Here is a 26420-nt window from a genome sequence, read left to right as displayed (position 1 = left end):
GATGGCTTGGAGGCTGCGCACAGCAGTTTTTTCCATGCAAAATCTATTGGGTTACCACCCGCAATCAGCCCTCTGCCCCGTGATCGGCTAGAATGGCCGCCTTGCCTTTGTCTGCTTTTTTTATGAGTCGCCCATGAACCCCATCACCCACGCCCAGCTCGATTGGGATGACCAAGGTCGACCGCACTCGCGGGTCTTCGATGATGTGTACTTCTCCGACAAGTCGGGCCTTGAAGAAACCCGCTATGTGTTCCTTGAACAGAACCGCTTGCAGGCGCGCTTTGCGGCCCTGCCGGTGGGTGGGCGACTGGTCATTGGCGAGACCGGCTTCGGCACGGGTTTGAATTTTCTCTGCGCCTGGCAACTGTTTGAACAGCACGCCGTGGCCGGTGCGCGACTGCACTTCGTCAGTGTGGAAAAGTACCCTCTGAGCCACACCGACCTGCAACGCGCCCTGGCCCTTTGGCCGGAACTCAGTGCCTTCGCCGAGCAACTGTTGGCTCAGTACATTGCGATCCATCAAGGCTTCCAGCGCCTGGTGCTGGATAACGGCCGAGTGACCCTGACGCTGTTGATCGGCGACGCCCTGGAGCAATTGCCGCAACTGGACGCGCAAATCGACGCATGGTTTCTCGACGGTTTTGCCCCGGCCAAGAACCCCGACATGTGGACCGCTGAGTTGTTCGCCGAACTGGCGCGCCTGGCGGCACCGGGTTCGACCATCAGCACCTTCACCAGCACCGGCTGGGTACGCCGGCTGATCAATGCCGCCGGGTTCAAGATGAAACGCACACCGGGCATCGGCCATAAATGGGAAATACTGCGCGGTGAGTTCCTCGGCTGGCCCGAAGATACGCCACCGCCGGCCACACCCAAACCCTGGTTTGCGCGCCCGGCAGGCATCGCAGGCGAACGCCACGCCATGGTCATCGGCGGCGGCCTGGCCGGTTGCGCCACCGCCGCCAGCCTGGCCGCTCGCGGTTGGCGCGTGAGCTTGCTGGAACGTCACGCCGCCCTGGCCCAGGAAGCATCGGGCAACCCGCAGGGCGTGCTGTACCTCAAGCTGTCGGCCCATGGCACAGCATTGTCGCAGCTGATACTCAGCGGTTTCGGCCACACCCGGCGCCTGCTGGAGCACTTGCAGCGCGGCGTTGACTGGGACGGTTGCGGTGTCCTGCAACTGGCGTTTGACGCCAAGGAAGCCCAACGCCAGGCGCAACTGGCCGAGGCCTTCGCACCGGATCTGTTGCACCTGCTGGGTCGCGAGCAGGCTCAACAACAGGCCGGCATACAATTGGCCCAGGGCGGGCTGTTTTTCCCCGAAGGTGGCTGGGTACATCCACCGGCGCTGTGCCAATGGCAAGCCACGCATCCGCTTATCAAGGTGCTTACCCATCACGAGGCGCTGGAGCTGCACCGCGTCGACGACCAGTGGCAAGCCCGTGACGGCGATGACGTACTGGCAAGCGCCAACGTGGTTGTGCTGGCCGGTGCAGCCGAAATCAAGCGATTCCCGCATAGTGCGGGCTTGCCGCTCAAGCGCATTCGCGGGCAGATCACACGTTTGGCGCAAACTCCGGCGAGTGCGGCATTGGCCACCGTGGTGTGCGCCGAAGGTTATGTGGCACCGGCGCGCCTTGGCGAACACACCTTGGGCGCCAGTTTTGATTTCAACAATGAAGACCTCACCCCCACCCTCGCCGAGCACACGGGCAACCTTGCGATGCTGCGGGAGATTTCCGAAGACCTGCTGCTGCGTCTTGGCGCTGACTCACTAAACGCCGAACACTTGCAAGGCCGCGCCGCCTTTCGTTGCACCAGCCCTGACTACCTGCCAATCGTCGGCCCCTTGGCCGAAAGCGCTGCGTTCCAACAGGCTTATGCCGTACTGGGCAAAGACGCCCGGCAAGTCCCGGATACGCCCTGCCCGTGGCTGCCGGGCCTGTATATCAACAGCGGCCACGGTTCACGCGGGCTGATCACCGCGCCCCTGTGCGGCGAACTGCTGGCCGCCTGGTTGAGCGACGAACCGCTGCCGGTGCCGGCCAGCGTGGCCGAAGCCTGCCACCCGAACCGGTTTGCCTTGCGCGCGCTGGTTCGAGGAAAACCGGCGACACGCTGATCGCCGTGAGGGAAGAAACGACGCCGTCGCGAGCATCGCGGCTATTTGCCTTATAACTTATCGGTCTAAAACTCCACGCATAGCACTGGGTCAGTTTCTGGGTACGCGCCCTGTCGGGCGTATCGAGTATTGCCCTCCCCAACGGAAAAACCGGTAAGGAATTTATGTGTGGACTAGCTGGCGAGTTACGCTTTGATCATCAACCTGCCGACCTGGCAGCCGTAGAGAGAATCACCCATCACCTTGCCCCGCGAGGCCCGGACGCCTGGGGCTTCCATGCCCAAGGGCCGATTGCCCTGGGCCACCGCCGCCTGAAGATCATGGACCTGTCGGACGGCTCCGCCCAACCGATGGTCGACGCCCAGCTGGGGCTGTCCCTGGCGTTCAATGGTGCAATCTATAATTTCCCGGAATTGCGTGAAGAGCTGGAAGCCCTGGGCTACGCCTTCTATTCCGGCGGTGACACCGAAGTGCTGCTCAAGGGCTATCACGCCTGGGGCGAAGCCTTGCTGCCCAAGCTCAATGGCATGTTTGCCTTTGCCATCTGGGAGCGTGACGCGCAGCGCCTGTTTATCGCCCGTGACCGTCTGGGTGTGAAGCCGTTGTACCTGTCGCGCACCGGCCAGCGCCTGCGTTTTGCCTCAGCGCTGCCGGCCCTGCTTAAGGGCGGCGATATCAACCCGATCCTGGATCCGGTCGCACTCAACCACTACCTCAATTTCCACGCCGTGGTGCCTGCACCGCGCACCTTGCTGGCAGGCATCGAAAAACTGCCGCCGGCAAGCTGGATGCGCATCGACGCAAACGGCAACACCGAGCAGAAAACCTGGTGGACCCTGCCTTACGGCCCGCACGAGGATGAAAAAAACCTCAGCCTCGAAGACTGGACCGACCGCGTGCTCGACAGCACCCGCGAAGCCGTGGCGATCCGCCAACGTGCGGCCGTGGATGTCGGCGTGCTGCTCTCGGGCGGTGTCGATTCGAGCATGCTGGTGGGCCTGCTGCGGGAAGTCGGCGTGCAGGATTTGTCGACCTTCTCCATCGGTTTTGAAGACGCCGGTGGCGAACGTGGCGACGAGTTCCAGTATTCGGATTTGATCGCTAAACACTACGGCACCCGTCACCACCAGTTACGCATCGCCGAAAGCGAAATCATCGAGCAACTGCCGGCAGCGTTCCGTGCCATGAGCGAGCCGATGGTCAGCCATGACTGCATCGCCTTCTACCTGTTGTCGCGGGAAGTGGCCAAACATTGCAAAGTGGTGCAAAGCGGCCAGGGCGCGGATGAACTGTTCGCCGGTTACCACTGGTACCCGCAGGTGGACGGCGCCAACGACCCGTATGCCGCCTACCGAGACGCATTTTTCGACCGCAGCTACGACGACTATGCCGCCACCGTCGCGCCAAAATGGCTGACCGCCAACGACGCCGCCGGTGACTTCGTGCGCGAACATTTCGCCATGCCCGGCGCGGACGCCGCCGTGGACAAGGCCTTGCGTCTGGACAGCACCGTGATGCTGGTGGACGACCCGGTCAAACGCGTCGACAACATGACCATGGCCTGGGGCCTGGAGGCGCGCACGCCGTTCCTGGACTACCGCCTGGTAGAACTGTCAGCCCGTGTGCCAGGCAAATTCAAATTGCCCGATGGCGGCAAGCAGGTGCTCAAAGAAGCCGCGCGCCGAGTCATCCCCAGCGAAGTCATCGACCGCAAGAAAGGCTACTTTCCGGTGCCGGGCCTCAAGCATTTGCAGGGCGATACCTTGAACTGGGTGCGCGATCTGCTGATGGACCCAAGCCAGGATCGCGGCCTGTTCAACCCGGCCATGCTTGACCGCCTGCTGACCGACCCGCAAGGCCAACTGACGCCGCTGCGCGGCTCCAAACTATGGCAGCTGGCAGCGCTGAACCTGTGGCTCAGCGAACAAGGAATCTGATCGATGAAACCTCTTGCAGCGGCTTACAGCCAACGCTTGCTCAAGGGCCAGGCGCCGACCTACGAGCGCCTGCAGGCGCGCCTGGCTGAAGACGGCAGCCCACTGGGCGCCGAGCCGATTGCCGTGCATTGCGGCTGGGGCCGGTTATTGATCGGGCATACCTTCCCGGACCCGGCCAGCCTGGCCCAGGAGCTGCTCAATGAGCAGGCCGGCGAGCGCGACATCGCGCTGTACGTGGCGGCGCCCCAGCAAATCCTCGGGATTGACCCGCAGCAGTTGTTCCTCGACCCCTCCGACACCTTGCGCCTGTGGTTCAGCGATTACCGCCCCGCTACGCGGGTATTTCGCGGCTTTCGCATTCGCCGCGTGCAAACCGACGCCGATTGGCGGGCGGTCAACCAACTCTACCAAGGCCGTGGCATGTTGCCCGTCGACGCCAAGCGCCTGACACCACGCCATCAAGGCGGCCCGGTGTATTGGCTGGCCGAGGATGAAGACAGCGGCGCGGTGATCGGCAGCGTGATGGGCCTGAACCATCAAAAAGCCTTCCACGACCCGGAAAACGGTTGCAGCCTGTGGTGCCTGGCGGTCGACCCGCAGTGCACGCGCCCCGGTGTGGGCGAGGTGCTGGTGCGCCACCTGGTGGAGCATTTTATGAGCCGTGGCCTGAGCTATCTCGACCTGTCGGTGCTGCACGATAACCGTCAGGCCAAAAGCCTCTACGCCAAGCTCGGTTTTCGCGCGCTGACCACCTTTGCGATCAAGCGCAAGAACGGCATCAACCAGCCGCTGTTTCTCGGCCCCGGCCCGCAGGCAGGCTTTAACCCGTATGCGCGCATCATTGTCGAAGAAGCCCATCGACGTGGCATTGATGTGCAAGTGGATGACGCCGACGCCGGCCTGTTCACCCTCAGCCACGGCGGGCGCCGTGTGCGTTGCCGCGAGTCGTTGAGCGACCTGACCAGCGCCATCAGCATGACCCTGTGCCAGGACAAGAGCCTGACCCACAAGACGCTCAGCGCAGCGGGGTTGAAACTGCCGTCGCAACAATTGGCCGGCAGTGCCGACGACAACCTGGAGTTTCTCGACGAGCATCAGCGCATCGTGGTCAAGCCGCTCGATGGCGAACAAGGCCAAGGCGTGGCAGTGGATCTGCAGACCATCGAGGAGGTGCAAAAAGCCATCGAGACGGCGCGTCAATTCGACAGCCGTGTGCTGCTCGAAAGTTTCCACGAAGGCCTCGACCTGCGCATCCTGGTGATCGGCTTTGAGGTAGTTGCCGCTGCAATTCGGCGCCCGGCCGAGGTTACCGGTGATGGTCAGCACTCTATCGGTGCTTTGATCGAAGCCCAGAGCCGTCGCCGCCAGGCGGCCACCGATGGTGAAAGCAAAATCCCGCTGGACGCCGAAACCCAACGCACGTTGCACGCCGCCGGTTACGACTACAGCAGCATCTTGCCCCGTGGCCAAACCCTGGCGGTGCGCCGTACCGCCAACCTGCATACCGGCGGTTGCCTGGAAGACGTCACCGCGATCCTGCACCCGACATTGGTAGACGCCGCCGTGCGCGCCGCCCGTGCATTGGACATTCCCATGGTCGGCCTGGACCTGATGGTGCCCGCCGCCGACCAGCCCGAGTATGTGTTTATCGAAGCCAACGAACGCGCCGGGCTGGCTAATCACGAACCGCAACCGACAGCGGAGAAGTTTGTGGATTTGTTGTTTCCGCACAGTCAGCCGACGGCTTGAGTGATGTGTTGCCTGGACTGGCGCCATCGCGGGCAAGCCCGCTCCCACAGTTTGATCGCGTTCCAATGTGGGAGCCGGGCTTGCCCGCGATGAGGCCGGCACAGCCTATGAACCTCTCAGCACCTCATCGAAACCATCGATGCCCTCAACTCATCAGGAGTTTCCATGACCCGAACCATCCCCGAACCGGATCTCAACTACCTGCAGAAAGTGCTGCTGGAAATGCTTGCCATCCCCAGCCCCACGGGGTTCACCGACACCATCGTGCGCTACGTCGCCGAGCGCCTGGAAGAGCTGGGCATTCCCTTTGAAATGACCCGGCGCGGCACCATCCGCGCCACGCTAAAGGGCCAGAAAAACAGCCCCGACCGCGCTGTTTCCGCGCACTTGGACACCATCGGCGCCGCCGTGCGTGCGATCAAAGACAACGGCCGCTTGACGCTCGCACCGGTGGGCTGCTGGTCGAGCCGTTTTGCCGAAGGCAGCCGTGTCAGCCTGTTTACCGACAACGGCGTGATCCGTGGCAGCGTGCTGCCGTTGATGGCCTCCGGGCACGCGTTCAACACCGCCGTAGATGAAATGCCGGTGAGCTGGGACCACGTGGAATTGCGCCTGGACGCCTACTGCGCCACCCGCGCCGATTGCGACTCGTTAGGCATCAGCATCGGTGACTACGTGGCGTTCGACCCACTGCCGGAATTCACCGAGAGCGGGCATATCAGCGCCCGCCACCTGGACGATAAAGCCGGTGTGGCCGCCCTGCTTGCCGCACTCAAGGCGATTGTCGACAGCGGCGAACCGTTGCTGATCGACTGCCACCCGCTGTTCACCATCACCGAAGAAACCGGCAGTGGCGCCGCCGCCGCCCTGCCCTGGGACGTCAGTGAATTTGTCGGTATCGACATCGCCCCGGTCGCGCCCGGCCAGCACTCCAGCGAACACGCGGTGAGTGTGGCGATGCAGGATTCCGGCGGGCCGTATGACTATCACCTGTCCCGTCACTTGCTGCGCCTGGCATCGGAGAATGAACTGCCGGTGCGCCGCGACCTGTTTCGCTATTACTTCAGCGACGCCCACTCGGCAGTCACCGCCGGCCACGATATTCGCACCGCGCTGCTGGCGTTTGGCTGCGATGCGACCCATGGCTATGAGCGCACACACATTGACAGCCTGGCCGCACTCAGCCGCCTGTTGGGCGCGTACATCCTCAGCCCGCCGGTATTTGCCAGCGACGCACAGCCGGCCCAGGGTTCGCTGGACCGGTTCAGCCATCAGATCGAGCACGAAACGCAAATGGAGAGCGACACCCGCGTGCCGTCGGTGGACAGCCTGGTCGGACAGAAGTCCTGACACTGGCAACTACTGGTAACTGATGGTAACTGCTGGTCACAAAGGCCCCGGCGCAGTAGCATCGCCGGGTTCCTACCTCCGAGGCTTGTATGCTGATTCCCTACGACGCGCTTGAAGTCGACACCCTGACCCGCCTCATCGAAGACTTCGTCACCCGCGACGGTACCGACAATGGCGACGACACGCCCCTGGAAACCCGCGTACTGCGCGTGCGCCAAGCGCTGACCAAGGGCCAGGCCCTGATCGTGTTCGACCCGGAGAGCGAGCAATGCCAGTTGATGCTCAAGCACGACGTGCCCAAGCATCTGTTTGACTGAGCAGGGTTCAGCGGTTGGGTTCGGCATGGGTTTCTGTGGCCTGGCGTTCGAGGATCTTGCGATACACCTCGGCCCGATGGACATTCACACCCACCGGGGCGTCGATGCCGAATTTCACTTGGGTACCGTTGAGTTCGAGGATGTGCAGGGCGATGTCATCGCCGATGGAGATGACTTCGCCCACAGCGCGGCTTAAGACCAGCATGGCGGTTGTCCTTTTGGAGTGACAGGACCTTGACCATGCGCGATTGGATTTGGCGCAGCAATGGCTTGCAGTAAAATCAGGAAAGGCCTACGTAGCCCGGTAATTTTTCTGACAGACAAGCCCCAGTTTCTGATCGTTCCCACGCTCCGCGTGGTAACGCATCCGGTGACGCTCCGCGTCACGCCTTCAAAAGCGGGACGCGGAGCGTCCGGGGCGGCATTCCCACGCGGAGCGTGGGAACGATCATCATCAGCCCTTGGTTGCCTGGGCCTTGGCGCGCATCTTGTCGGCCATCAGCGTCATCTCGTCATACAGCAACTGCGGGTTCTTTTGCTTCAACGCCCACGCCATGCGCCCCTGCTCGTGGGGCAAAATCATGAACTCCCCTTCTGCCACCCGCTGATAAATGTAATCGGCAATATCCGCCGCCGAAATCGGTGAACTCTCCAGCAACTTGCCGACCTGCGCCTTCATCGCAGGCGTTGGCCCACGGAATGAATCCAGCAGGTTGGTCTGGAAAAACGACGGGCATACCACATGCACACCGACTTCCTGCTGCTTGAGTTCCACCAGCAAACTCTCCGACAACGCCACCACACCGGCCTTGGCCACGTTGTAGTTGCTCATTGCCGGCCCCTGCATCAGCGCAGCCATGGACGCGATGTTGATAATCCGCCCTTTGCTCTTTTCCAGCAGCGGCAGGAACGCCTTGCAGCCCTTGACCACGCCCATCAAGTTGATCGCAATCTGCCAGTCCCAATCTTCCAGGGACAATTCGGCAAAAAAACCACCCGAGGCCACGCCAGCGTTATTGACGATCACATCAATGCCGCCCAGCTTCACTTCGCAAGCCTGGGCAAAGGCGGTGAGCTGGCTGTAGTCACGCACGTCGCAGCGCTGGATAAAGCCATCGCCACCGGCCTCGCGCACCAGCTTCAGGGTTTCCTGCAAGCCTGGCTCGCTGACGTCCGACAAGGCCAACTGCCAACCCTCGCGTGCCCAGCGCAGCGCGATTTCGCGACCCAGGCCGGATCCGGCGCCAGTGATCATCATGCGATTTTGCATAGGTAAGTAGCCTTGTAGTTCACGGAAGAAGTGATCGGCAGTGTAGCGAAGGTTTTTCCTGCACCCACGCACCATCCAATTGATGAATGCCTCAGGCAAACCGCCAGCCAGGTAGCAGCCCGGCTTATAGCGTAAGTTCAATCTTTTTCAACTAAGTGCCCATTATTGCGAACGCATTAAAAGAAATAAGCCAGTGTGCGAAATGCTTTAAGAAACTATGGAATTTTCTCCACAACGGCACAGTCGGAGTTGTTAAGGCGTCCGTAAATAAACCCACGGGCCTGTCGTTAAACAACCGGTCTTTTCAGAAGGCCTACAAGGAAAAAAACATGAGCCTGATTCTGATCATAATTCTGATCCTGCTGCTGGTCGGCGGCCTGCCGGTGTTCCCGCACTCTCGTAACTGGGGCTATGGGCCGTCGGGTATTCTGGGTGTGGTACTGGTGGTACTGTTGGTGCTGTTGCTACTCGGCCGGATATAAAATCCGGACAAAAAAAAGAGGCCTTCTAGAAGGCCTCTTTTTTTATGCCCGGATTATTAGTCCGGCTTGCCGTCGATCACACCGGCGGTGTTATCCAACAGGCTCTTGGTGGCCGTCTGCAGGAACGACTCAAGTTTCTGTTTCAGCGCGGCTTCGTCCGGCGATTCAGGAATCACCTTACCGGTCGGGTTAGCGCCCAGTTCGTATTCCCACAGTTTCGGTGGCATCTCTTTAGGCAGTACCAGGATGCGGTCAGCAGTGACCAGGGCGACGGTCTGGTCGCTGCCCGACGGTTTGATCACGCCAAAGCCCTTGTCGCCTTCCGGCAGGTTCAACAAGTCGCGGCCCCAGCACTGGTGCAAGGTGTCGCCACCCAGGCGGCCCATGATGGTCGGCACGATGTCGATCTGGGTACCCACGGTGTGGTCACGCTCGCCGAACTTCTCCTGCATGCCCGGTGCAATCATCAGCATCGGTACGTTGAAGCGGCCCAGGTCCATCTCGGTGATCTGCTGTTCATTACCAAAACCGTGGTCACCCACGATCACGAACAGGGTTTCCTTGAAGTACGGCTCTTTACGCGCCTTTTCAAAGAACTGGCCCAAGGCCCAGTCGGAGTAACGCATGGCCGTCAAATGCTCGTTGAGGCTGCCACGGTCGGTGACTTTCTCGACCGGCAAGGGCGTCGGCAACGCATACGGCGTGTGGTTGGACAGGGTTTGCAGCAGGGCGTAGAACGGCTTGCCGCCTTCGCGGGCCTTCAATTCTTCCAGGCCACGGTTGAACATGTCCTGGTCGGACACGCCCCACGTCGGGTCGGAGAACACCGGGTTAACGAAGTCGTTGCGCCCGATGAAGTTGGTCATGCCCTGGTTGCTGAAGAAGCCCGACTGGTTGTCCCAGGCGAAATCGCCGTTGTAGACATACACGTCGTCAAACTTGCGCGCGCTGAGCAACTGCGGCAGGCCCGACAGCTTGTGGCTGCCTTCCGGGGTCTGCATCAGGTATTCGAAACCCGGCAGGTTCGGGAAGCACGCCATGGTGGCGAACATACCCTGATGGGTGTGGGTGCCGTTGGAGAAGAAACGGTCGAACAACAGGCCTTCCTTGGACAGTTTGTCGAAGTACGGCGTGATGTTGCCTGGGCGGCCCAGTGCGCCGACCGAGTGACCGGCGAAGCTTTCCATCAGGATCACCACGACGTTCTTGATCGGCAGGGTTTTCTCGGCCGGTGGCGTGTAGTCACGGCGCACGGCGGCGGTGTCGGTATCCACCAGTTTCTCTTGCGGCAACACCAGCATGTCACGCACGGTCTGGGTAGCCTGCGGCTGGTCCAGCGTGGCTTTCCAGATATTCGAGCGCTCTTCGGAGAAACGCGACTTGGCTGCGGCGATCAACGACAGGGTGCCGTTCAAGCCCAACTGGTTGGCGAAGTTCGAGTCGGTGGTGTAGACATCACCCCAGCGCAGCGGCGGGCCTTGGCGCAGGGTGCCACGAATGGCGACCACGGCGATCAGCAGGCACACCACGAACACCGCAATGCGGCTGTACCACGGAGCAACCTGGCGAGTGCCGACGGTGCCGCCGCTGAACGGACCACGTGGGCGTGTCGCACGGTCGGCGCCCTTGAAGGCGATGCTCAGGATCAGCGTGCCTACGGCCCAGGCCAGCAGGTAGCGCACCACCGGGAAACCGTACCAGAGCATGCTCATCACGGTTTTCGGGTCTTCCTTCACGTATTGGAAGACCAGGCCGTTGAGGCGCTGGTGAAACTCGCGGTAGAAGTCCATCTCCATCAGGCCCAGGAACAGGGCAATGCTGGACGCGATGGTCAGCCAAAAACGGAAGAACCCGCGCGCCGCCATGGCCCGTACGCTGAACAAGGCCAGCAGCAGCGGAACCAGTGCGTACATCACAAAGCGGATGTCGAAGCGCGTGCCGTTGACGAAGGCCTCGAGGAAGGTCGAGGCCGGCGTGTCGAGGATCATCTCGCGGTTGTAGACCAGCAGCGCCAGGCGCAGCAGGGAGAACATCACCATCATGACCAGCGCGCAAAGCAGCGTGTATGCCAGATGGGATTTGACGGTCGGTTGCAGCAAGCGATTAGAAGCTCGCTGCTGACTCAGGGCGTCCGGGTTTGCCATGTCGTTCTAGGACCCATTGGAAGTTTAAGTTTCGAAATTATGCAGTGGCGTCCGTCCCTCGCCCAGGCTGGCTGGGGTAGGCGGTTAACGCGGTGGCGCAAATGGTGCCCGATCAATGGCATCAACGCTATTAATTACTGAACGTGCGCCGTGGCCCGGCCTTTAATGGCACGTGAGTTAGAGCCTTGGGAGAGCCGTAAAACCGCCGAATTGTCTTGGAAAAGATGTGAAAATTGTGTGCAGCGAATAGTTTCGACACACAAAATCCTGAGTACGCTGGAAACCACTGTGGGAGCGGGTTTGCCCGCGATTGCAGTGTGTCAGTCAAAACATCTGATACTGATACACCGCTATCGCGGGCAAGCCCGCTCCCACATTGACTGTGCCCACTCTAGATGGAGTGGGCGAACGATCAGATCCGCACGTTACCGCGCGGCCCGGCAATCGCCCAGATAATCAGGCCCAGTACCGGCAGCAACAGGATCAGCAGGATCCACAGCACTTTGGCGCCGGTGCTGGCGCCACTTTTGAACACGTTGATGATCGCCCAGATATCCAGCGCCAGGATGATCAGGCCGATAAGACCGTTGAAAGTGGAACCCATGGTGTCGCTCCTAAGTGAGGGCATGCACTTGTAGGATAGTCAGCGTTTGCCTGGGTTCCGTTTTATTTCAGACGTGCACAGCGACTTTCAAGGCTTCCAGTGACGGCTCGGCCTTGATCCCCACTTCGGCGCACAGTTGCAACACGCGCGGCAGGTCATTGCCGTACACCAGCACCGCCTGGATCTCGTCATCGAGCAATTGGCTGAAGTTAAGCAACACATAGCCGCCATCTTCGGGGCTCAACGCGCTCATCTGGATCTGGATGCGGTTCAGCGCGGTGAGGTCTTCGGTCTTGGCCAACTGCTTGGGCTTGAGGTTGAACGCCACGCCCGGGCCGAACGAGGCGACGATCTGCGCGAACAGATCGCCATAGGTGTCGGCCTGGAACAGCACCGTGTCCGGCAGGCTGCCAACCACTACCCACTCACCCAGAGGGATAGGGAACGTGTCGTCGTAGTTGATATCCGGGTTCGCCGCCAGAAACGCCACCGGGTCCGCGTAGGCTTGGGCGGCTTCTGTGGCGATGCGCGCCACCTCGTCCTCGCCCATGACGCCGGCGCTGATTTTGCTGATAAGTTCGACGAGGGCGGTTTGCATGGGAAGGTCCTGTGGCGGGCTGGTTTTTGAGGGCGCGTAGCCTACACCAGTTTCTGCAACCGTGCCGCCGTATCCGCCGCGCCCATGGTTTGCGCGGCAGCCAGCGCGGTCGCGCCCTGGGCATCGACGGCCTTGGGGTTGGCGCCCTGGCCGAGCAGGTAGTCGACCATTTCAACGCGGTTGAACATAGCGGCCAGCATCAGCGCTGTGCGCCCGTCCGGGGAGGTTGCATCCACCGGCGCGCCGCCGTCGATCAACGCCTTCACCACCGGCAGGTTGCCTTTGAACGCTGCACCGGCGATCGGCAGCTGATTTTTGTCGTTGGCAATCAGTGGGTCGGCTTTGAACTCGAGCAACACTTTTACCGCTTCGACATGGCCGTGGTAGGCAGCGAGCATCAATAAGGTGTCGCCGTTGTGATTACGAAAATTGGCCGGCAAGCCTTTGGCCAGCAGCGCAGCCAGCATCGCTGCATCGCCTTTGCGGGCCACATCAAAAACCTGCTCGGCGAATTCGGCGGCTTCATCGTCGGTCATTTGTTTGGGCTGGTCTGACATGCGGGGGCTCCTTGTCTGCGAATGTGTATAAGGCGCTCAGTGTCGCGAGGGAGTTCCCCGCTGTCATGGCTTTTTTGTCAAAAGCATTCATAGCCAGAATCAATAACGGAACTGCCCGCCCTGGATCTGCGCCAGTAATAGCCCGGTGACCGGTACATAACTGTCGGAGCCGGGCAGCCACGCGTACACCGGGTCGTTACCGGCCTTGTCCGGGTCGAAGGCTTCCTCCTTGAGCTTGACCTTCTGGTATTTGAAGGTGCCAGTGGTTTCCATCTTGACCTTGATGCGCAAAAACAACGGCACCGCATAGTGCGGCAACTGGCCGTGGGCAAACTGCAACAGCTCACGCATGTCCAGGGCCGCCAAGGACTCGCTTGGCGTGATGGCGACCATGCCTGCGCGGCCATTGGTGTTCTCGATCTCGACGCCATAGGCCACCACTTCGGCGATCTGCGGGTGCTGCAGCAACACGTTTTCCACTTCGGTGGTGGAGACGTTTTCGCCCTTCCAACGGTACGTATCGCCCAGTCGGTCGACAAATTGCGCATGGCCAAAGCCAATACTGCGTAGCAAGTCGCCAGTATTGAAGTAGCGGTCACCCTTCTCGAACACGTCCGTGAGCACCACCTTGCGGTTCTTTTCCGGGTCGGTGTAGCCGTCGAACGGCGACTTTTCATCGATCCTGGCCAGCAGCAAGCCCTGCCCGCCAGTTTGCACCTTACGCAGGAAACCATCGCTGCCACGCAGCGGCTCACCGGTTTCGTGGGAGTACTCCACCAGCGCCCAATGCTGCAGGCAAAAGCCGATGGTGTTATCGAAATTCAGCACATTGGTAAAACCGATGTTGCCGTCGCTGGCGGCATACAGCTCGCAGATGTGCTCGACGCCATAACGCTGCTTGAACTGCGCCCAGACACCGGGACGCAAGCCATTGCCGACCATCTTGGTGACTTTATTGTCGCGATCCTGCGCACTGGGCGGTTGGTCCAGCAGGTAGCGGCACAGTTCACCGACATACCCCAGGGTGGTTGCGTTGAATTTGCGCGCATCGTCCCAGAACTGGCTGGCGCTGAATTTACGCCGGATGGCGAAACCCGATGCGCCGATAATCGCCGAACCCCAGCACACGCACAGGCCCGTGGCGTGGTACAGCGGCAAAGTGCAATACAGAACGTCGTGCGGCCCCATGTCGAGGGCGATGCTGCCGAAACTCACCGCCGTCTTGGTCCAGCGCCCGTGCTTCATGATGCCGGCCTTGGCCAAACCGGTAGTGCCGGAGGTGTAGATATAGAAGCAGGGGTCGTTGAAGAAGATTTGTCCGCTGCTGGCAGGGTTGTCCACCGGGCTGTCAGCGCTGGCGGCCATCAGGTCGGTGTAGCCCTGCGGCACCGCGTTTGAGGACTGATCCGCCACAAACCAGCTGCGTTCGGCCGCAATCGACACTTGCTCGCGCACCGCCGCATAGGCGTCTACCAATTCTGCACCTGCCACGATCGCCGCCGGGTTCACCAGGTTCAGGCTGTGCACCAGCGCCGCCTGGGTTTGCGCGGTGTTGAGCATGGCGCAGATACCGCCCAGCTTGGCCACGGCCAGTACGCTGAGGAGCAGTTCCGGGCGATTTTCAATAAACAGCGCGACCACATCACCCTTGCCGATGCCCTGCGCTTGAAGGTAATGAGCCATGCGATTGGCGCGCTGGTTGGCTTCGCGGTAGCTGAGCACGCTGTCGCCGTACAACAACGCCGCGCCGTCGGGGTTGCGCAACGCAGCCTGTTCAAAGTGCCAACCGAGGCCGCAAGGCTGCGCGGGGTCGGTGACATTCGCGGCGCGCATGCCACGCACTACGCGTGGCAAAGCTCGAACAATCGCAGGCACCTTACGTAAGAGCTTGCCCCACGTGATCATGTCGTCTTGCTGATGGCTCATGGCGGAACGTCCTTTTTCTTATTCTTCGTATGATCCAGACATAGCGGCAGCCCTGTAGGCAGATGCCGAATGCCATGCGGGAAAATACGCCTGCCATTCTTTGACTGTACATGCGGGATTTGAAAAGTTTTGTATCCCGAGTCGGCTTCCACCGAAAAGGAATTTTGCCCAACCGAGGCGGTCTTTATCTTCGAGGCTGACCTGAAACAGCTGGCGCGAATAACGCAAAATGCAGGATGCACGATGGCCATTCATGCAAATTGCACGAAACCGAAAATCTGTAAAATTTTTAACTAATTGATTTATAACGACTTTTTCAGATATCCAATACTGGCACAATCACTGCACCTATCTCTCCATGCTTGCCAACTTGAGCCAACGGAGCTGATAGACATGAGCCTGATCCAAGATAAATTCGCTTCTGTATTCTCCCAATACGACGTCACCACTCAGCCACGTCCAGACGGCGGTATCCTGCTGACCCTGCGCAACAGCGAAGGCAAACAGGTCAAGCGTTCGATCTCGTATCAACAGCTGCACACCGCTGACCAACTGACCTGGGTGATCAGCGCGATCCGCCGCGACCTGGCCGAACAAGCCAGTGAGCTGCCACAGATTTCGATGCTGCAAAGCCAGAACCGCTTTGCCCTGCCGACCTACCACTCGGCATAAACCACCGATAACCAAAAAGGGCCGCGACGCTTACAGGCGTCGCGGCCCTTTTTTGTGTGGCTTCAGCACAAGCCTTGTCGGCTGGCCTCATTCATCGCCTGTACGCGGTTGGTGACTTCCAGCTTGCCGTAGATATTGCGCAGATGGAATTTCACCGTGGCTTCAGAGGTTGCCCGGATCTGACTGATTTCCCAGACGGTCTTGCCTTCCGAGGCCCAGCGCAAAATTTCCAGCTCTGTCGGGGTGAGGGGCTTGCCGCCCAGGCTCAGACGTCTTCTAACGGTCATCGGCGCGTCCACCGGCGTGCGACACGACTGTTCTGGGCCACTCATTGTGCTCTCTCCTTTTGTAGTGGATGCCCTATCACCTTTCGGATTCCTGCTATTGACAGGTGATATAAACATCGAGTCTGCAGAGAGTTACATAACGAATGGATTGAAAGCACAGGGCGCAGCAGAAACAGCTACGCCTTACAGATAATCAGGCTTATTCCCACAACAACTTCCAACTTGCCTGGGTTGAACATTTAAATATCTGTGCTTAGTCGTCCAAGCCCGGGAAACCACCGGCAATAGCATCGCCGGTGAGTTGAGGCTCGCAGCCTTTAGCTGTGTTGAACAAACGCAAGGTGACAAAGTGCGGGTTCTCGCCCATGTCGAACCAATGCGGCACGCCGGCCGGAATCACCAGCAGGTCATTTTTCTCACAACGTACGGCATACACATAGTCGCCCACGTGCACGTTGAACAGGCCCTGGCCTGCGACGAAGAAACGCACTTCGTCTTCGCTGTAGCGGCGTTCACTGAGGAATTGCGCACGCAGTTCAATGTTCTGTGCCAGATCGCCCGCCGCCCTAAGCACCTCCACGGCGGCGTAGCCAAGGGCGTCGATCTGCGGCTGGTACGCGGCGATCATGTCTGCGTCGCTGGCGCCCTTCTCAATCGGCGCCGGCTGCCAGCGCGCAAAACGCACACCGTGGTCGGCCAGCGTCGAGACGATATCGTCGAAATGGGTCAGGACCTTGTTCGGGGTATCCGGTGTGGTGGCAGCGTAAACAGCGACATAACTCATTGCTCGGTTCCTGTAGTCGGTTCTTGCAATCGAAGGCCAATGATAATGGCGGCGGCCAGGGCGGCGACGCTGGCGATGCTGAAGGTCAGGGTCGGGCCCAACAGGTTCCAGCTGTAACCGGCGTAGAGGGCGCCCAACGCGCCCCCGGTGCCGGCCAGCGCGGCATACAGCGCCTGGCCCTGGCCTTGTTGTCTGGCGCCGAAACTGCGTTGTACAAAGGCGATGGCGGCCGCATGAAAGCTGGCGAACGTGGCGGCGTGCAGCACTTGCGCCAGCAGCAATACCCAGAAGATTTCAGCGAATGACCCCAGCAGCAACCAGCGGATAGCCGCCAACACGAAACTGGCCAGCAGCACCCGCCGCACCGAAAAACGCGTCAGGATCCGGCTCATGGCCAGGAACATCAGCACCTCCGCGACCACACCCAGCGCCCACAGCATGCCGATCACGCCACGGCTATAACCCAAATGTTCAAGGTGCAGGGTCAGGAACGTGTAATACGGGCCATGGCTCATTTGCATCAAGGCCACGCAGGCATAAAACGCCAGTACGCCGGGGCTGCGCAATTGCTTGAGGAAACCGTCACCGGCCAGGCGATTGCCCTGGACGGCGGGCTGCGCGTTCGGCACCCACAGGCTGGCGCCAATAATGCCGGCCATGATCACCACGACCACCACCGGGTAAATGTCCAGGCTCAGCCCGTCGAACAGGCGGCCCATGATCACCACGGTGAGGATAAAACCGATGGAGCCCCACAGGCGGATCTGGCTGTAGCGCGCGGTTTGCTTTTGCAGGTGCGCAAGCGTGATCACTTCAAACTGCGGCAACACCGCGTGCCAGAAGAACGCATGCAGTGCCATCACCAGGGCCAGCCAGGCGTAGGTTTTGCTGAAGAAGATCAGCGAGAAACTCGCCAGGGTACACACCGCGCCAAAACGCACGATGGCCAGGCGCCGGCCGGTGTAGTCGCCGAGCCAGCCCCACAGGTTGGGCGCCACGCAGCGCATCAGCATGGGGATGGCCACCAGCTCGCCGATACGCGCGCTGGAGAACCCCAAGTGGTCGAAGTACAGCGCCAGGAACGGCGCCGTCGCCCCGAGCAGGGCGAAGTAGAAGAGGTAGAAGCTGGAGAGGCGCCAGTATGGGAGGCTTTGCGTCATATTGTGGGGGGCTGCTGCGCAGCCCAGCGGGAGCAAGCTCCCTCGCCACAGCAAGCTCGCTCGCCACACGCCGTCACAGCTGGCCCAACACCGGCGTACTCACCTGCACATCGGCGTTTTGCCCACGGTTGCGCAGCAGGTGGTCCATCAACACGATGGCCATCATCGCCTCGGCAATCGGCGTGGCGCGGATGCCCACGCACGGGTCGTGGCGGCCCTTGGTGATCACGTCCACCGGGTTGCCGTGCACATCGATCGAACGGCCCGGCGTGGTGATGCTCGACGTGGCCTTGAGCGCCAGGTGCGCAACAATCGGCTGGCCGGAGGAAATACCGCCGAGGATGCCGCCCGCGTTATTGCTGAGGAAACCTTGCGGCGTCATTTCATCGCGATGCTCAGTGCCGCGCTGGGCGACACAGGCAAAACCGGCGCCGATCTCCACGCCCTTGACCGCATTGATGCTCATCAGCGCGTGGGCCAGCTCGGCGTCGAGGCGGTCGAAGATCGGCTCACCCAGGCCCGGTTTGACGCCTTCGGCGACCACGGTAATCCTGGCACCCACCGAATCCTGATCGCGGCGCAACTGGTCCATATAGGCTTCCAGTTCCGGCACCTTGTCCGGGTCGGGGCTGAAGAAGGCGTTGTCGTCGACGCTGTCCCAGGTCTTGAACGGGATCTCAATCGGGCCCAATTGGCTCATGTAGCCACGGATCACGATGCCCTGGGTGGCCAGGTATTTCTTGGCGATGGCACCGGCGGCCACGCGCATGGCGGTTTCACGCGCCGAGCTGCGGCCACCGCCACGGTAGTCGCGCTCACCGTATTTGTGGTGGTAGGTGTAGTCGGCGTGGGCCGGGCGGAACAGGTCCTTGATCGCCGAGTAGTCCTTGGACTTCTGGTCGGTGTTGCGGATCAACAGGCCAATGGCGCAGCCGGTGGTGCGACCTTCGAACACGCCGGAAAGAATCTCGACTTCGTCGGGCTCCTGGCGCTGGGTAGTATGGCGGCTGGTGCCGGGCTTGCGGCGGTCGAGGTCACGCTGCAGGTCTTCCAGAGACAACTCGAGGCCTGGCGGGCAGCCGTCGACAATGGCGACCAACGCCGGGCCATGGCTTTCGCCCGCGGTGGTGACAGTGAACAGCTTGCCGAAGGTATTGCCGGACATGCAGGGCGCTCCGTGAAATCAGTTGAATCAACTCAACCGTAATAACTTAAGGCAGCCAGTATACGCAGGCTAACCGAGTAGTTCATCCTCGAAACCTTACCGGTAGACGTTGGTCCAACCGGCACCTTCCTGATGATGGCGTGATGATGCTGCGAGTTTTGCTTTTGACCCTTACCCTGTTTTCCAGCCTTGGCTTCGCCGCCTCCCCCGTCGTGCTGCAACGGCCGATCAGCCTGGACACCGGCAGCGGCGAGCTGTTTGGTTCGCTGCTGCTGCCAAAATCCGACAAGCCGGTGCCCGTGGTGCTGATCATCGCCGGCTCCGGCCCCACCGACCGCAACGGCAACAGCGCCGATGGTGCGCGCAACGACAGCCTCAAGCGCCTGGCCTGGGTGCTGGCGCGCAATAACATCGCCAGCGTGCGCTACGACAAACGCGGCGTGGCCGCGAGCTTGGCCGCCACCCCCGACGAACGCAACCTCACCCTGGACGCCTATGTGGCCGATGCGGTGGCCTGGGGCAAGCTGCTCAAGGCCGACAGCCGCATGGGCCAGTTGATCGTGCTGGGCCATAGCGAAGGTGCGCTGGTCGCCACCCTCGCCGCGCCGCAACTCGACCCGGCCGGGGTTATTTCGCTGTCCGGCAGCGCCCGGCCGGTGGACCAGGTGATCCGCCAGCAACTGGCCGATCATCTGCCCCCTGCCCTGTTGCTGCGCAGCAATGAAATTCTCGACCACCTTAAGGCCGGCCAGGTGGATGCCGATGTACCGCGCCCGCTGGAAGGCATTTTCCGCCCCAGTGTGCAGCCGTACCTGATCAGCCTGTTTCGTGCCGACCCATCGGCCGCCTTCGCCAAACTGAACATGCCGGCTCTGATCATCCAGGGCACCAACGATATCCAGGTTGGCGTGGCGGATGCCCAGCAGTTGCAAGCGGCCAAGCCCGACGCACAACTGAGCGTGATTCAAGGCATGAACCACGTGATGCGCATCGTGCCCAAGGATGTAAAGGAACAGCTTGAGTCATACAACGACCCCAAACTGCCCCTCGCCGCCGAGCTGGGCCAACGCATCGTGCGCTTTATCGACGGACTTCAACCCCGTTAAGCGATTATTTGCCTCCAGTCCTGAATAAAACGGCCGATAAGCCCAGAGTCGACAGTAAAAAGACTGTCGGCTCGCCGGGCTTGGACAGGATCGCGCCGCATGACTACCACCGAAGCAACACCCGAATCTACCGCCGACACCCCGGCCGAAAAACCCGAGGCTGTCGAGGCCGCGGCCCTGCCGTGGGCGGACGTTCAGGCCGAACACTTCAAGATGCTGCGCCTGGCGCCCCTGGCCACTGATCGTGCCACCGGCGCACGGCCGCTGCGGTTCGTACAGTTTGGCTATACCGAACGCCATGACAAGAAACACAGCCTGTTACGCATGGTGATCCAGTTGCCCGGCCAACGTGTGCGCCGCGAGCAGAACCACCTGGATATCTGGGTCGATCACGAGACGCACCGTGTGCACTTCGGCCCGGGTAACAGCCTGGAAATTGAACCGGCCAACCGTGGCCTGGGACGCTTTCTGGTGGCACAGGCCGCCGCGTGGGCGAAAAAGAAGTGGTCACATTACCGCGTAGACGGCGTGGACCTCGCCAACAAGGATGCACTCAACGAAGCCACGCGCCTGCGTCGCGATCATTTCCTGCGCATCCAGGGTTTTGATGTGGCCTACGCCGATGTGCAGCACCTCAAAGGGAACGTGCAACCCGGCAAAGTCAGCGAAGTGCTGGACAGCTGGAACACCGAAAAGGTGCAGTACGTGGAGATCCTCGAAGCTGCGCAAATGCTGCAGCAGGCCGAGCAGAACCTGGCCGAGCAGGAAGTGAAGCTGCGCAAGGAAGAAGAAAAGGTCACCAAGTTCAAGCGCGAGGACAGTGGGCTGCGCTTTACCATTACGTGCCTGGTGGCGTTTACGGTGTTTCAGGCGGGGCTGTTGATCTGGATTGCCACACACCGCTGAAAGGTTGGAATGCATTCCAAATGTGGGAGCGGGCTTGTCGGCTCCCACACTGACCGCGTTCCTATTGTGGAATGAAGTTAAACCCGCGCCGCAAACACCGCCTGATGCTCCCGGCACTGTTCAGCCGTCAGCATGAACACACCATGCCCGCCGCGCTGGAAGTCCAGCCAGGCAAAGTCGACTTCCGGGTACAGCGCTTCGACGTGCACTTGGCTGTTGCCGACTTCAACAATCAGCAAGCCCTTCTCGGTCAGGTGGTCGGCGGCCTCGGCCAGCATGCGTCGCACCAGGTTCAGACCATCATCGCCGCAGGCCAGGCCCAGTTCCGGCTCGTGCTGGTACTCATCCGGCATGTCGGCGAAGTCTTCGGCATCCACGTACGGCGGGTTGGACACGATCAAGTCAAAACGCTGGCCCGGCAGGCCATCGAAGCCGTCGCCCTGCACGGTGTAGACGCGTTCATCGACACCATGACGCTCAATGTTCTGGTTAGCCACTTCCAAGGCTTCGAAGGACAAGTCGCCCAGCACCACTTCGGCGTCCTGGAACTCGTAGGCACAGGCGATGCCGATGCAACCGGAGCCGGTGCACAGGTCGAGAATGCGCGCCGGCGGCTGGGCCAGCCATGGCTCGAAGCGGTTTTCGATCAACTCGCCAATCGGTGAACGCGGGATCAACACGCGCTCATCGACAATAAACGACATGCCGCAGAACCAGGCTTCCTTCAACAGGTAGGCGGTAGGGACACGCTCGTGGATACGCTTGTGCAGCAAGCGCTGCACATGGGCGACTTCCTCTTCTTCGAGGTTGCAGTCCAGGTAGCTGTCGGCAATTTCCCAAGGCAGGTGCAAGGCGCCGAGCACCAATTGCCGGGCTTCGTCCCAGGCATTGTCGGTGCCATGCCCGAAAAACAGGTCTTCCCCATGGAAACGGCTGACAGCCCAACGGATGTGGTCGCGCAACGTGCGCAGGCGGGAGGTAATCACGGGGGCAAGCTCCTGGAAAAAACGACTGGCGATTCTAACAGCCTTCGCCTGTACCGACGATGTACGAAAACCCTTCACCATCTGTCGGAAATCATTCAAATTGCCATCATTGCGCTGATCAAGCCCACCTCTTGACATGGCTGCACGTCAACAACGGCGTACCTTACGATGGTAGCGATTCACAGAACCGCTCAGCCAGTGGACAATGTGACAAAAGCCCCCCTCACAGGAGCCCCAGAATGTCCGTTCCAAAGACGATGTTTCAACTCAGCGGTCGCGGTTACGCAGCAGCCAACCTGAACCATGCGACCCTCGTGATCATCGACGCCCAGAAGGAATACCTCAGCGGCCCACTCGCCCTGTCCGGCATGGACGCGGCGGTCGACAACATCAAGCAGCTTGTGACAGCCGCGCGTAATGCCGGGCGCCCGATCGTGCATGTACGTCACCTTGGCACCGTCGGTGGCCTGTTCGACCCGCAGGGCGAGCGCGGCGAGTTCATTCCTGGCCTGGAACCCCAAGGCGATGAAACCATCATCGGCAAACTGCTGCCCAGCGCGTTCCATGGCACCGGCCTGGAGAAACACCTGCAAGACCTCGGCTCCCTGGACTTGATCGTCTGCGGTTTCATGAGCCACTCCAGTGTCAGCACCAGCGTGCGCGCCGCCAAGAACCTGGGCTTTCGCTGCACCCTGGTGGAAGACGCCTGCGCCACCCGTGACCTGCCTTACAAAGGTGGCATCCTGAGCGCCGAGCACGTACAGCAAACTGAAATGGCCATCATGGCCGACAACTTCGCCACCCTCGCGTTGACCAAAGATCTGATCTGATCGCCCTTGAGATGAGCGGCGTATTTATTGCCCCGCTCATCCGCAAAGCCCTCTCATTTGGCGCATTTACCGCTGCTGTCGGAACAACCTGTGTATCTTCCGGTCGAAGGGCCGATACCCTGGAGGAAAGGTCGGAATGAAGATATCCGATGGTTTTGACGCTCGTCGCTTGCGCCCCAAAGGCCCGAGCAATTGGCGTCTGCGCCTGGTAGCCGGCTTTGCCGCGTTGCTGGCCATTGTAGGTTTGCTGTTGGCCGGCGCTGGTGGCGCCGGCCTGTTTGGTCATTCGCCGGCCCTTGGCGAGTTGAATGCCAGCCCCGGCGGTTCGGCTATCCTGTTGGTAATCGGACTGCTGGTGCTGTGGTTGGGTGTGTGGTTATGGCGTCGTAGCCGTCGGAAAATGCGTCAGCCGCTGTCACTGAACATCGCTTCGCACTTGATGAAAAAGCACGACTGATGGCGCTTGGATAGCGTTTCCTGCGCCCTGGCCGCCGCGATTTAGGTAAACTGCCCGCCCTTCGCGGAGGCTGACATGCAAGACGACGATTTTTCCCTGTTCAAAAACGAGCTGCGCGGCGTCAAGCCGATCAAGCATGATCGTGCCGACACCGGTAAACCCAAGGCCGACCGGGCACAGATCGCCAAGTTGCGCCAGGCCGCGACCGTGCGCACCGACGCCACCACGGTGGATGGCCTGTCGGACCAGTTCGTGATCGATGTAGGCCCCGAAGACGAGCTGATGTGGGCTCGCGACGGCGTGCAGGAAAGCCAGATGCGCAAGCTCAAGATCGGCCAGATCCCGTTCGAAGGCAGCCTCGACCTGCACGGCATGAACGTGGAAAAAGCCCGCGAAACCCTTTGGGCCTTCCTGGCCGAAGCGACCAAATTCGAAATCCGCTGCGTGCGCGTCACCCACGGCAAGGCCGTGCGCCTGGACGGCAAGCGTCCCATGATCAAGAGCCACGTCAATACCTGGCTGCGCCAGCATGCCCAGGTACTCGGTTTTACCTCCTGCCAGGCCCGCCACGGCGGCGCCGGTGCGGTGTATGTGATGCTCAAGCGCACCATGATGGAAGGGCGCGACGAGTAACAAGTGCCATCGTCAGGCTTGCAGCGATGTGCCCGCCACCGTAACCTTGCGCTTTGCGAAAATCCCACAGGTAGTTTCATGTCCCTGGAACAGAATTACACCGCGATCCTCGGCCAGCTCGGCGAGGACGTTTCCCGCGAGGGCTTGCTCGACACGCCAAAGCGTGCCGCCAAGGCGATGCAGTACCTTTGCCGCGGCTATGAACAGACGCTGGAAGAAGTCACCAACGGTGCCTTGTTCAGCTCCGACAACAGCGAAATGGTGCTGGTCAAGGACATCGAGTTGTACTCGCTGTGCGAACACCACCTGCTGCCGTTTATCGGCAAGGCGCATGTGGCGTATATCCCGAGCGGCAAAGTGCTGGGCCTGTCGAAGGTTGCGCGGATTGTCGACATGTATGCGCGCCGCCTGCAGATCCAGGAAAACCTCAGCCGCCAGATCGCCGATGCAGTGATGCAAGTGACTGGCGCCCTGGGCGTGGCGGTGGTGATCGAAGCCAAGCACATGTGCATGATGATGCGCGGTGTGGAGAAACAGAATTCGTCGATGATCACTTCGGTGATGCTGGGTGAGTTCCGCGAAAACGCGGCCACCCGCAGCGAATTCCTCAGCCTGATCAAGTAACAGGCTGCGTAAGGAAAAGCCGGCGTTCATCGCCGGTTTTTTTTCGCCCGCGAAATTCAGGTAAGCTGCGGCCCCTTCTTCATGGGCAAGAGGTTTTCAGCCATGTTCGTCAAAGCACTTCGAGTGGGTCTCGGCCAAATCATCATCGCGGGCGACTTCCTGACCCGCCCGCGCAAAAAGCAGCGTTCTGCCGAGCAGCAGGCACAGGTCAACGCGGCGGCCAAGGAACTGACGCTGTATCAGTTTCACGCCTGCCCGTTTTGCGTGAAGACTCGCCGCACCCTGCACCGCCTGAATGTGCCGGTGGCGCTCAAGGACGCGAAAAACAACGAACAGGAGCGCCGGACCCTGCTGGAGCAAGGCGGCAAGATCAAAGTGCCGTGCCTGCGTATCGAAGAGAATGGCCAGACCACCTGGATGTATGATTCCAAGGTAATCATTGATTACCTCGACAAGCGGTTTGCCGCGGTCTGACAGCCGCTGAAGAACCCAAGTGGGAGGTGGCTTGTGTGGGAGCTGGCTTGCCTGCGATGCAGGCACCTCGGTGATTCAGGTAGACTGAGTTGATGCTATCGCAGGCAAGCCAGCTCCCACATTTGTTTGGCTGTGTAATTAAGTCAGTATTACCAGATCCAATAAGGCCGACCCCAGGCACTTGCCATGGGCGTCCAGCGCCAGCGAGCGGGTCACGCCGCCGCGCAGGATCCCCGGCAGCACGAAGTTCAGCGCCTGCACGTTGGGCAATTCATAACGCCGCACCGGCGCTGCGCCCGGCTCACGCAAGCCGGCAAAAAACGTGGCGACGCGCTCGGGCGTGAGCTGTTCGCACAGCAACGGATAATCCTCGGCGCGGTAGGCGATGATCGAGATGTTCGAAGTGTCGCCCTTATCGCCGGTACGGGAATGGGCCAGTGTGTGCAGTTTCATGCTTCGATCCTCGGATTAACCACGCTGCGGGGCAGCAATAACGACGCTACTGCCACCACCTGGCGCACACTTTTACTCGCGCCGCCGCCGCCCGACGGACCATTGGTGTAGAGGGTTTCCACTTCATTGCCAACCCGCACCGCTTCGCAGCGCTCTTCACAACGGGCGGCCACGCGCAGGCGCACTTCCCAGGGCTCGACGCTGCTGCGTGGGCCGTGCAATGAATCCATGCCAATCAGCTCGGCGCGTAGCTCTTGCATCTTTACGCCCATCAGTTCCAGGCGCTTGAGTACGATATCCCGCGCCAACTCAGCCCGTGCGACCGCGCCTGGGCCGCCGTAGGACATCTGCCCTTCACCGATCCATCCGTCCAGGTAACCCACGCTGACCTTTAACTGTTCAGGCCGAGCGCGACCACTGGCGTTTTGGACACGGACGCGATCCACGCCCTCCTCCACAAAGCTCGCTTGGGAAAAGTCTGCCGTCACGTCCGGCGTGAGATAAGCCGCCGGGTCGTGTACTTCGTAGATCATCTGCTCGGTGCACGTCGCACGGCTGACCTGCCCGCCTGAGCCCGCCACCTTGGTGATCACAGCCTCGCCATCGGCATCGATTTCAGCCAACGGGAAACCCAGGCGTGCCAGCTCATCCACATCCTTGAAACCGGGATCGGCAAAATAACCGCCGCTGACCTGGCCCGCGCATTCCAGCAAATGCCCGACCAACGTGCCGCGCCCCAGCCGCTGCCAGTCGTCCGCAGCCCAGCCGAACTCAAACATCTGCGGTGCCAAAAACAGCGACGGGTCGGCCACGCGCCCGGTGATCGC

The 26420-nt window shown here is 60.8% G+C and carries 28 protein-coding genes; 14 read left to right on the top strand and 14 right to left on the bottom strand.

Going from position 1 to position 26420, the window contains the following annotated elements; genetic code table 11:
- Positions 1 to 133: 133 nt before the first annotated feature.
- The 5 genes from mnmC to GIW48_RS27325 all read left to right on the top strand — a co-directional run bounded on the left by mnmC (position 134) and on the right by GIW48_RS27325 (position 7475).
- On the top strand, positions 134 to 2122 hold the full coding sequence (gene mnmC / locus GIW48_RS27345; RefSeq protein WP_236461359.1) for a bifunctional tRNA (5-methylaminomethyl-2-thiouridine)(34)-methyltransferase MnmD/FAD-dependent 5-carboxymethylaminomethyl-2-thiouridine(34) oxidoreductase MnmC: 1989 nt from the start codon (positions 134 to 136) through the stop codon (positions 2120 to 2122).
- Positions 2123 to 2286: 164 nt separating this feature from the next.
- The gene (locus GIW48_RS27340; protein ID WP_138449408.1) at positions 2287 to 4059 is read left to right on the top strand and encodes an N-acetylglutaminylglutamine amidotransferase; all 1773 of its coding nucleotides are present in this window, start codon (positions 2287 to 2289) and stop codon (positions 4057 to 4059) included.
- Positions 4060 to 4062: 3 nt separating this feature from the next.
- Complete coding sequence (ngg, locus tag GIW48_RS27335; RefSeq protein WP_236461357.1) at positions 4063 to 5808, top strand: N-acetylglutaminylglutamine synthetase; 1746 nt, start codon at positions 4063 to 4065, stop codon at positions 5806 to 5808.
- Between the two features lie 165 nt (positions 5809 to 5973).
- Complete coding sequence (locus GIW48_RS27330; RefSeq protein WP_017137817.1) at positions 5974 to 7158, top strand: osmoprotectant NAGGN system M42 family peptidase; 1185 nt, start codon at positions 5974 to 5976, stop codon at positions 7156 to 7158.
- An 89-nt stretch (positions 7159 to 7247) separates the two neighbouring features.
- Entirely contained in the window at positions 7248 to 7475 is a 228-nt protein-coding gene (locus GIW48_RS27325; protein WP_003192759.1) for a YheU family protein, read from the top strand.
- A 7-nt stretch (positions 7476 to 7482) separates the two neighbouring features.
- On the opposite strand, the gene csrA is transcribed toward GIW48_RS27325, so the two are convergent.
- Together csrA and GIW48_RS27315 are read right to left on the bottom strand one after the other, a co-directional pair.
- A complete protein-coding gene (gene csrA, locus GIW48_RS27320; RefSeq protein ID WP_017137818.1) occupies positions 7483 to 7680 on the bottom strand; it encodes a carbon storage regulator CsrA in 198 nt (65 codons plus the stop codon).
- Between the two features lie 249 nt (positions 7681 to 7929).
- A complete protein-coding gene (locus GIW48_RS27315; protein ID WP_017137819.1) occupies positions 7930 to 8745 on the bottom strand; it encodes an SDR family oxidoreductase in 816 nt (271 codons plus the stop codon).
- A 329-nt stretch (positions 8746 to 9074) separates the two neighbouring features.
- Between GIW48_RS27315 and GIW48_RS27310 the strand changes: the two genes are divergently transcribed.
- On the top strand, positions 9075 to 9227 hold the full coding sequence (locus tag GIW48_RS27310) for a DUF3309 family protein (RefSeq protein WP_015885095.1): 153 nt from the start codon (positions 9075 to 9077) through the stop codon (positions 9225 to 9227).
- Positions 9228 to 9283: 56 nt separating this feature from the next.
- On the opposite strand, the gene GIW48_RS27305 is transcribed toward GIW48_RS27310, so the two are convergent.
- From GIW48_RS27305 to GIW48_RS27285, 5 genes are all read right to left on the bottom strand, one after another.
- A complete protein-coding gene (locus GIW48_RS27305; RefSeq protein ID WP_017137820.1) occupies positions 9284 to 11371 on the bottom strand; it encodes an LTA synthase family protein in 2088 nt (695 codons plus the stop codon).
- A 412-nt stretch (positions 11372 to 11783) separates the two neighbouring features.
- Complete coding sequence (locus GIW48_RS27300) at positions 11784 to 11975, bottom strand: PLDc N-terminal domain-containing protein (protein WP_003172956.1); 192 nt, start codon at positions 11973 to 11975, stop codon at positions 11784 to 11786.
- Positions 11976 to 12042: 67 nt separating this feature from the next.
- Positions 12043 to 12573, bottom strand: a complete 531-nt coding sequence (locus tag GIW48_RS27295) for a hypothetical protein (protein WP_017137821.1) — start codon at positions 12571 to 12573, stop codon at positions 12043 to 12045.
- Positions 12574 to 12614: 41 nt separating this feature from the next.
- A complete protein-coding gene (locus tag GIW48_RS27290; RefSeq protein WP_017137822.1) occupies positions 12615 to 13130 on the bottom strand; it encodes an ankyrin repeat domain-containing protein in 516 nt (171 codons plus the stop codon).
- Between the two features lie 99 nt (positions 13131 to 13229).
- Positions 13230 to 15056, bottom strand: coding sequence for a long-chain-acyl-CoA synthetase (locus GIW48_RS27285; protein WP_236461354.1), 1827 nt, complete (start codon positions 15054 to 15056; stop codon positions 13230 to 13232).
- A 393-nt stretch (positions 15057 to 15449) separates the two neighbouring features.
- Here GIW48_RS27285 and GIW48_RS27280 point away from each other — a divergent pair, with 393 nt between their 5' ends.
- The gene (locus tag GIW48_RS27280; RefSeq protein ID WP_016970113.1) at positions 15450 to 15728 is read left to right on the top strand and encodes a DUF3509 domain-containing protein; all 279 of its coding nucleotides are present in this window, start codon (positions 15450 to 15452) and stop codon (positions 15726 to 15728) included.
- 62 nt (positions 15729 to 15790) lie between these two features.
- On the opposite strand, the gene GIW48_RS27275 is transcribed toward GIW48_RS27280, so the two are convergent.
- The 4 genes from GIW48_RS27275 to aroC form a co-directional block, all read right to left on the bottom strand.
- Positions 15791 to 16060 (bottom strand): response regulator transcription factor, encoded by a 270-nt coding sequence (locus GIW48_RS27275; RefSeq protein ID WP_017137824.1) that lies wholly within the window; start codon positions 16058 to 16060, stop codon positions 15791 to 15793.
- A gap of 208 nt (positions 16061 to 16268) precedes the next feature.
- The gene (locus tag GIW48_RS27270) at positions 16269 to 16799 is read right to left on the bottom strand and encodes an acireductone dioxygenase (protein ID WP_236461352.1); all 531 of its coding nucleotides are present in this window, start codon (positions 16797 to 16799) and stop codon (positions 16269 to 16271) included.
- Positions 16796 to 17959: an MFS transporter gene (locus tag GIW48_RS27265; protein ID WP_017137826.1), complete on the bottom strand. Its 1164-nt coding sequence runs from the start codon at positions 17957 to 17959 to the stop codon at positions 16796 to 16798. The genes GIW48_RS27270 and GIW48_RS27265 overlap by 4 nt, the downstream gene beginning before the upstream one ends.
- A 73-nt stretch (positions 17960 to 18032) precedes the next feature.
- Positions 18033 to 19124 (bottom strand): chorismate synthase, encoded by a 1092-nt coding sequence (gene aroC / locus GIW48_RS27260; protein ID WP_099548922.1) that lies wholly within the window; start codon positions 19122 to 19124, stop codon positions 18033 to 18035.
- A gap of 143 nt (positions 19125 to 19267) precedes the next feature.
- On the opposite strand from aroC, the gene GIW48_RS27255 reads away from it, so the two are divergent.
- Both GIW48_RS27255 and GIW48_RS27250 read left to right on the top strand, forming a co-directional pair.
- Positions 19268 to 20230 (top strand): alpha/beta hydrolase, encoded by a 963-nt coding sequence (locus GIW48_RS27255; protein WP_099548921.1) that lies wholly within the window; start codon positions 19268 to 19270, stop codon positions 20228 to 20230.
- Between the two features lie 99 nt (positions 20231 to 20329).
- On the top strand, positions 20330 to 21136 hold the full coding sequence (locus GIW48_RS27250) for a hypothetical protein (protein ID WP_138452752.1): 807 nt from the start codon (positions 20330 to 20332) through the stop codon (positions 21134 to 21136).
- A 77-nt stretch (positions 21137 to 21213) separates the two neighbouring features.
- Here GIW48_RS27250 and prmB read toward each other — a convergent pair whose 3' ends face one another.
- Positions 21214 to 22122 carry a 50S ribosomal protein L3 N(5)-glutamine methyltransferase gene (gene prmB / locus GIW48_RS27245; RefSeq protein ID WP_017137830.1) on the bottom strand — a complete coding sequence of 303 codons (909 nt, stop codon included), beginning with the start codon at positions 22120 to 22122 and terminating at the stop codon, positions 21214 to 21216.
- A 239-nt stretch (positions 22123 to 22361) separates the two neighbouring features.
- On the opposite strand from prmB, the gene GIW48_RS27240 reads away from it, so the two are divergent.
- From GIW48_RS27240 to GIW48_RS27220, 5 genes are all read left to right on the top strand, one after another.
- The gene (locus GIW48_RS27240; protein WP_017137831.1) at positions 22362 to 22952 is read left to right on the top strand and encodes a cysteine hydrolase family protein; all 591 of its coding nucleotides are present in this window, start codon (positions 22362 to 22364) and stop codon (positions 22950 to 22952) included.
- 136 nt (positions 22953 to 23088) lie between these two features.
- The gene (locus GIW48_RS27235; protein WP_056861118.1) at positions 23089 to 23409 is read left to right on the top strand and encodes a hypothetical protein; all 321 of its coding nucleotides are present in this window, start codon (positions 23089 to 23091) and stop codon (positions 23407 to 23409) included.
- Between the two features lie 75 nt (positions 23410 to 23484).
- Positions 23485 to 24042, top strand: coding sequence for a Smr/MutS family protein (locus tag GIW48_RS27230; protein WP_017137833.1), 558 nt, complete (start codon positions 23485 to 23487; stop codon positions 24040 to 24042).
- Between the two features lie 78 nt (positions 24043 to 24120).
- The gene (gene folE, locus GIW48_RS27225; protein ID WP_003442011.1) at positions 24121 to 24666 is read left to right on the top strand and encodes a GTP cyclohydrolase I FolE; all 546 of its coding nucleotides are present in this window, start codon (positions 24121 to 24123) and stop codon (positions 24664 to 24666) included.
- 102 nt (positions 24667 to 24768) lie between these two features.
- A complete protein-coding gene (locus GIW48_RS27220; protein WP_236461350.1) occupies positions 24769 to 25140 on the top strand; it encodes a glutathione S-transferase N-terminal domain-containing protein in 372 nt (123 codons plus the stop codon).
- 138 nt (positions 25141 to 25278) lie between these two features.
- On the opposite strand, the gene GIW48_RS27215 is transcribed toward GIW48_RS27220, so the two are convergent.
- Entirely contained in the window at positions 25279 to 25593 is a 315-nt protein-coding gene (locus tag GIW48_RS27215; protein WP_017137835.1) for an AtuA-related protein, read from the bottom strand.
- Positions 25590 to 26420, bottom strand: an 831-nt coding sequence (locus GIW48_RS27210; protein WP_236490688.1) for an acyclic terpene utilization AtuA family protein, incomplete at its 5' end; no start/stop codon positions are given. The genes GIW48_RS27215 and GIW48_RS27210, both read right to left, overlap by 4 nt.

It is taken from the genome of Pseudomonas sp. PA-6-3C, assembly GCF_021605825.1.
Lineage (GTDB): Bacteria > Pseudomonadota > Gammaproteobacteria > Pseudomonadales > Pseudomonadaceae > Aquipseudomonas > Aquipseudomonas edaphica.
Note: the sequence above shows the minus strand (reverse complement) of the source record. Positions and strands in the feature narration are given on the sequence as shown.

Bases quoted from the DNA above. Each gene is read 5' to 3' on its own strand.
- GIW48_RS27275 (WP_017137824.1), bottom strand. From the start codon at position 16,060: ATGAGTGGCCCAGAACAGTCGTGTCGCACGCCGGTGGACGCGCCGATG.
- GIW48_RS27280 (WP_016970113.1), top strand. From the start codon at position 15,450: ATGAGCCTGATCCAAGATAAATTCGCTTCTGTATTCTCCCAATACGAC.
- GIW48_RS27215 (WP_017137835.1), bottom strand. From the start codon at position 25,593: ATGAAACTGCACACACTGGCCCATTCCCGTACCGGCGATAAGGGCGAC.
- GIW48_RS27220 (WP_236461350.1), top strand. From the start codon at position 24,769: ATGTTCGTCAAAGCACTTCGAGTGGGTCTCGGCCAAATCATCATCGCG.
- GIW48_RS27235 (WP_056861118.1), top strand. From the start codon at position 23,089: ATGAAGATATCCGATGGTTTTGACGCTCGTCGCTTGCGCCCCAAAGGC.
- csrA (WP_017137818.1), bottom strand. From the start codon at position 7,680: ATGCTGGTCTTAAGCCGCGCTGTGGGCGAAGTCATCTCCATCGGCGAT.
- GIW48_RS27310 (WP_015885095.1), top strand. From the start codon at position 9,075: ATGAGCCTGATTCTGATCATAATTCTGATCCTGCTGCTGGTCGGCGGC.
- GIW48_RS27250 (WP_138452752.1), top strand. From the start codon at position 20,330: ATGACTACCACCGAAGCAACACCCGAATCTACCGCCGACACCCCGGCC.
- GIW48_RS27325 (WP_003192759.1), top strand. From the start codon at position 7,248: ATGCTGATTCCCTACGACGCGCTTGAAGTCGACACCCTGACCCGCCTC.
- GIW48_RS27230 (WP_017137833.1), top strand. From the start codon at position 23,485: ATGCAAGACGACGATTTTTCCCTGTTCAAAAACGAGCTGCGCGGCGTC.
- GIW48_RS27340 (WP_138449408.1), top strand. From the start codon at position 2,287: ATGTGTGGACTAGCTGGCGAGTTACGCTTTGATCATCAACCTGCCGAC.
- GIW48_RS27240 (WP_017137831.1), top strand. From the start codon at position 22,362: ATGTCCGTTCCAAAGACGATGTTTCAACTCAGCGGTCGCGGTTACGCA.
- GIW48_RS27300 (WP_003172956.1), bottom strand. From the start codon at position 11,975: ATGGGTTCCACTTTCAACGGTCTTATCGGCCTGATCATCCTGGCGCTG.
- GIW48_RS27330 (WP_017137817.1), top strand. From the start codon at position 5,974: ATGACCCGAACCATCCCCGAACCGGATCTCAACTACCTGCAGAAAGTG.
- GIW48_RS27255 (WP_099548921.1), top strand. From the start codon at position 19,268: ATGATGCTGCGAGTTTTGCTTTTGACCCTTACCCTGTTTTCCAGCCTT.
- folE (WP_003442011.1), top strand. From the start codon at position 24,121: ATGTCCCTGGAACAGAATTACACCGCGATCCTCGGCCAGCTCGGCGAG.
- GIW48_RS27265 (WP_017137826.1), bottom strand. From the start codon at position 17,959: ATGACGCAAAGCCTCCCATACTGGCGCCTCTCCAGCTTCTACCTCTTC.
- GIW48_RS27285 (WP_236461354.1), bottom strand. From the start codon at position 15,056: ATGAGCCATCAGCAAGACGACATGATCACGTGGGGCAAGCTCTTACGT.
- GIW48_RS27315 (WP_017137819.1), bottom strand. From the start codon at position 8,745: ATGCAAAATCGCATGATGATCACTGGCGCCGGATCCGGCCTGGGTCGC.
- ngg (WP_236461357.1), top strand. From the start codon at position 4,063: ATGAAACCTCTTGCAGCGGCTTACAGCCAACGCTTGCTCAAGGGCCAG.
- GIW48_RS27305 (WP_017137820.1), bottom strand. From the start codon at position 11,371: ATGGCAAACCCGGACGCCCTGAGTCAGCAGCGAGCTTCTAATCGCTTG.
- GIW48_RS27295 (WP_017137821.1), bottom strand. From the start codon at position 12,573: ATGCAAACCGCCCTCGTCGAACTTATCAGCAAAATCAGCGCCGGCGTC.
- GIW48_RS27270 (WP_236461352.1), bottom strand. From the start codon at position 16,799: ATGAGTTATGTCGCTGTTTACGCTGCCACCACACCGGATACCCCGAAC.
- mnmC (WP_236461359.1), top strand. From the start codon at position 134: ATGAACCCCATCACCCACGCCCAGCTCGATTGGGATGACCAAGGTCGA.
- aroC (WP_099548922.1), bottom strand. From the start codon at position 19,124: ATGTCCGGCAATACCTTCGGCAAGCTGTTCACTGTCACCACCGCGGGC.
- GIW48_RS27290 (WP_017137822.1), bottom strand. From the start codon at position 13,130: ATGTCAGACCAGCCCAAACAAATGACCGACGATGAAGCCGCCGAATTC.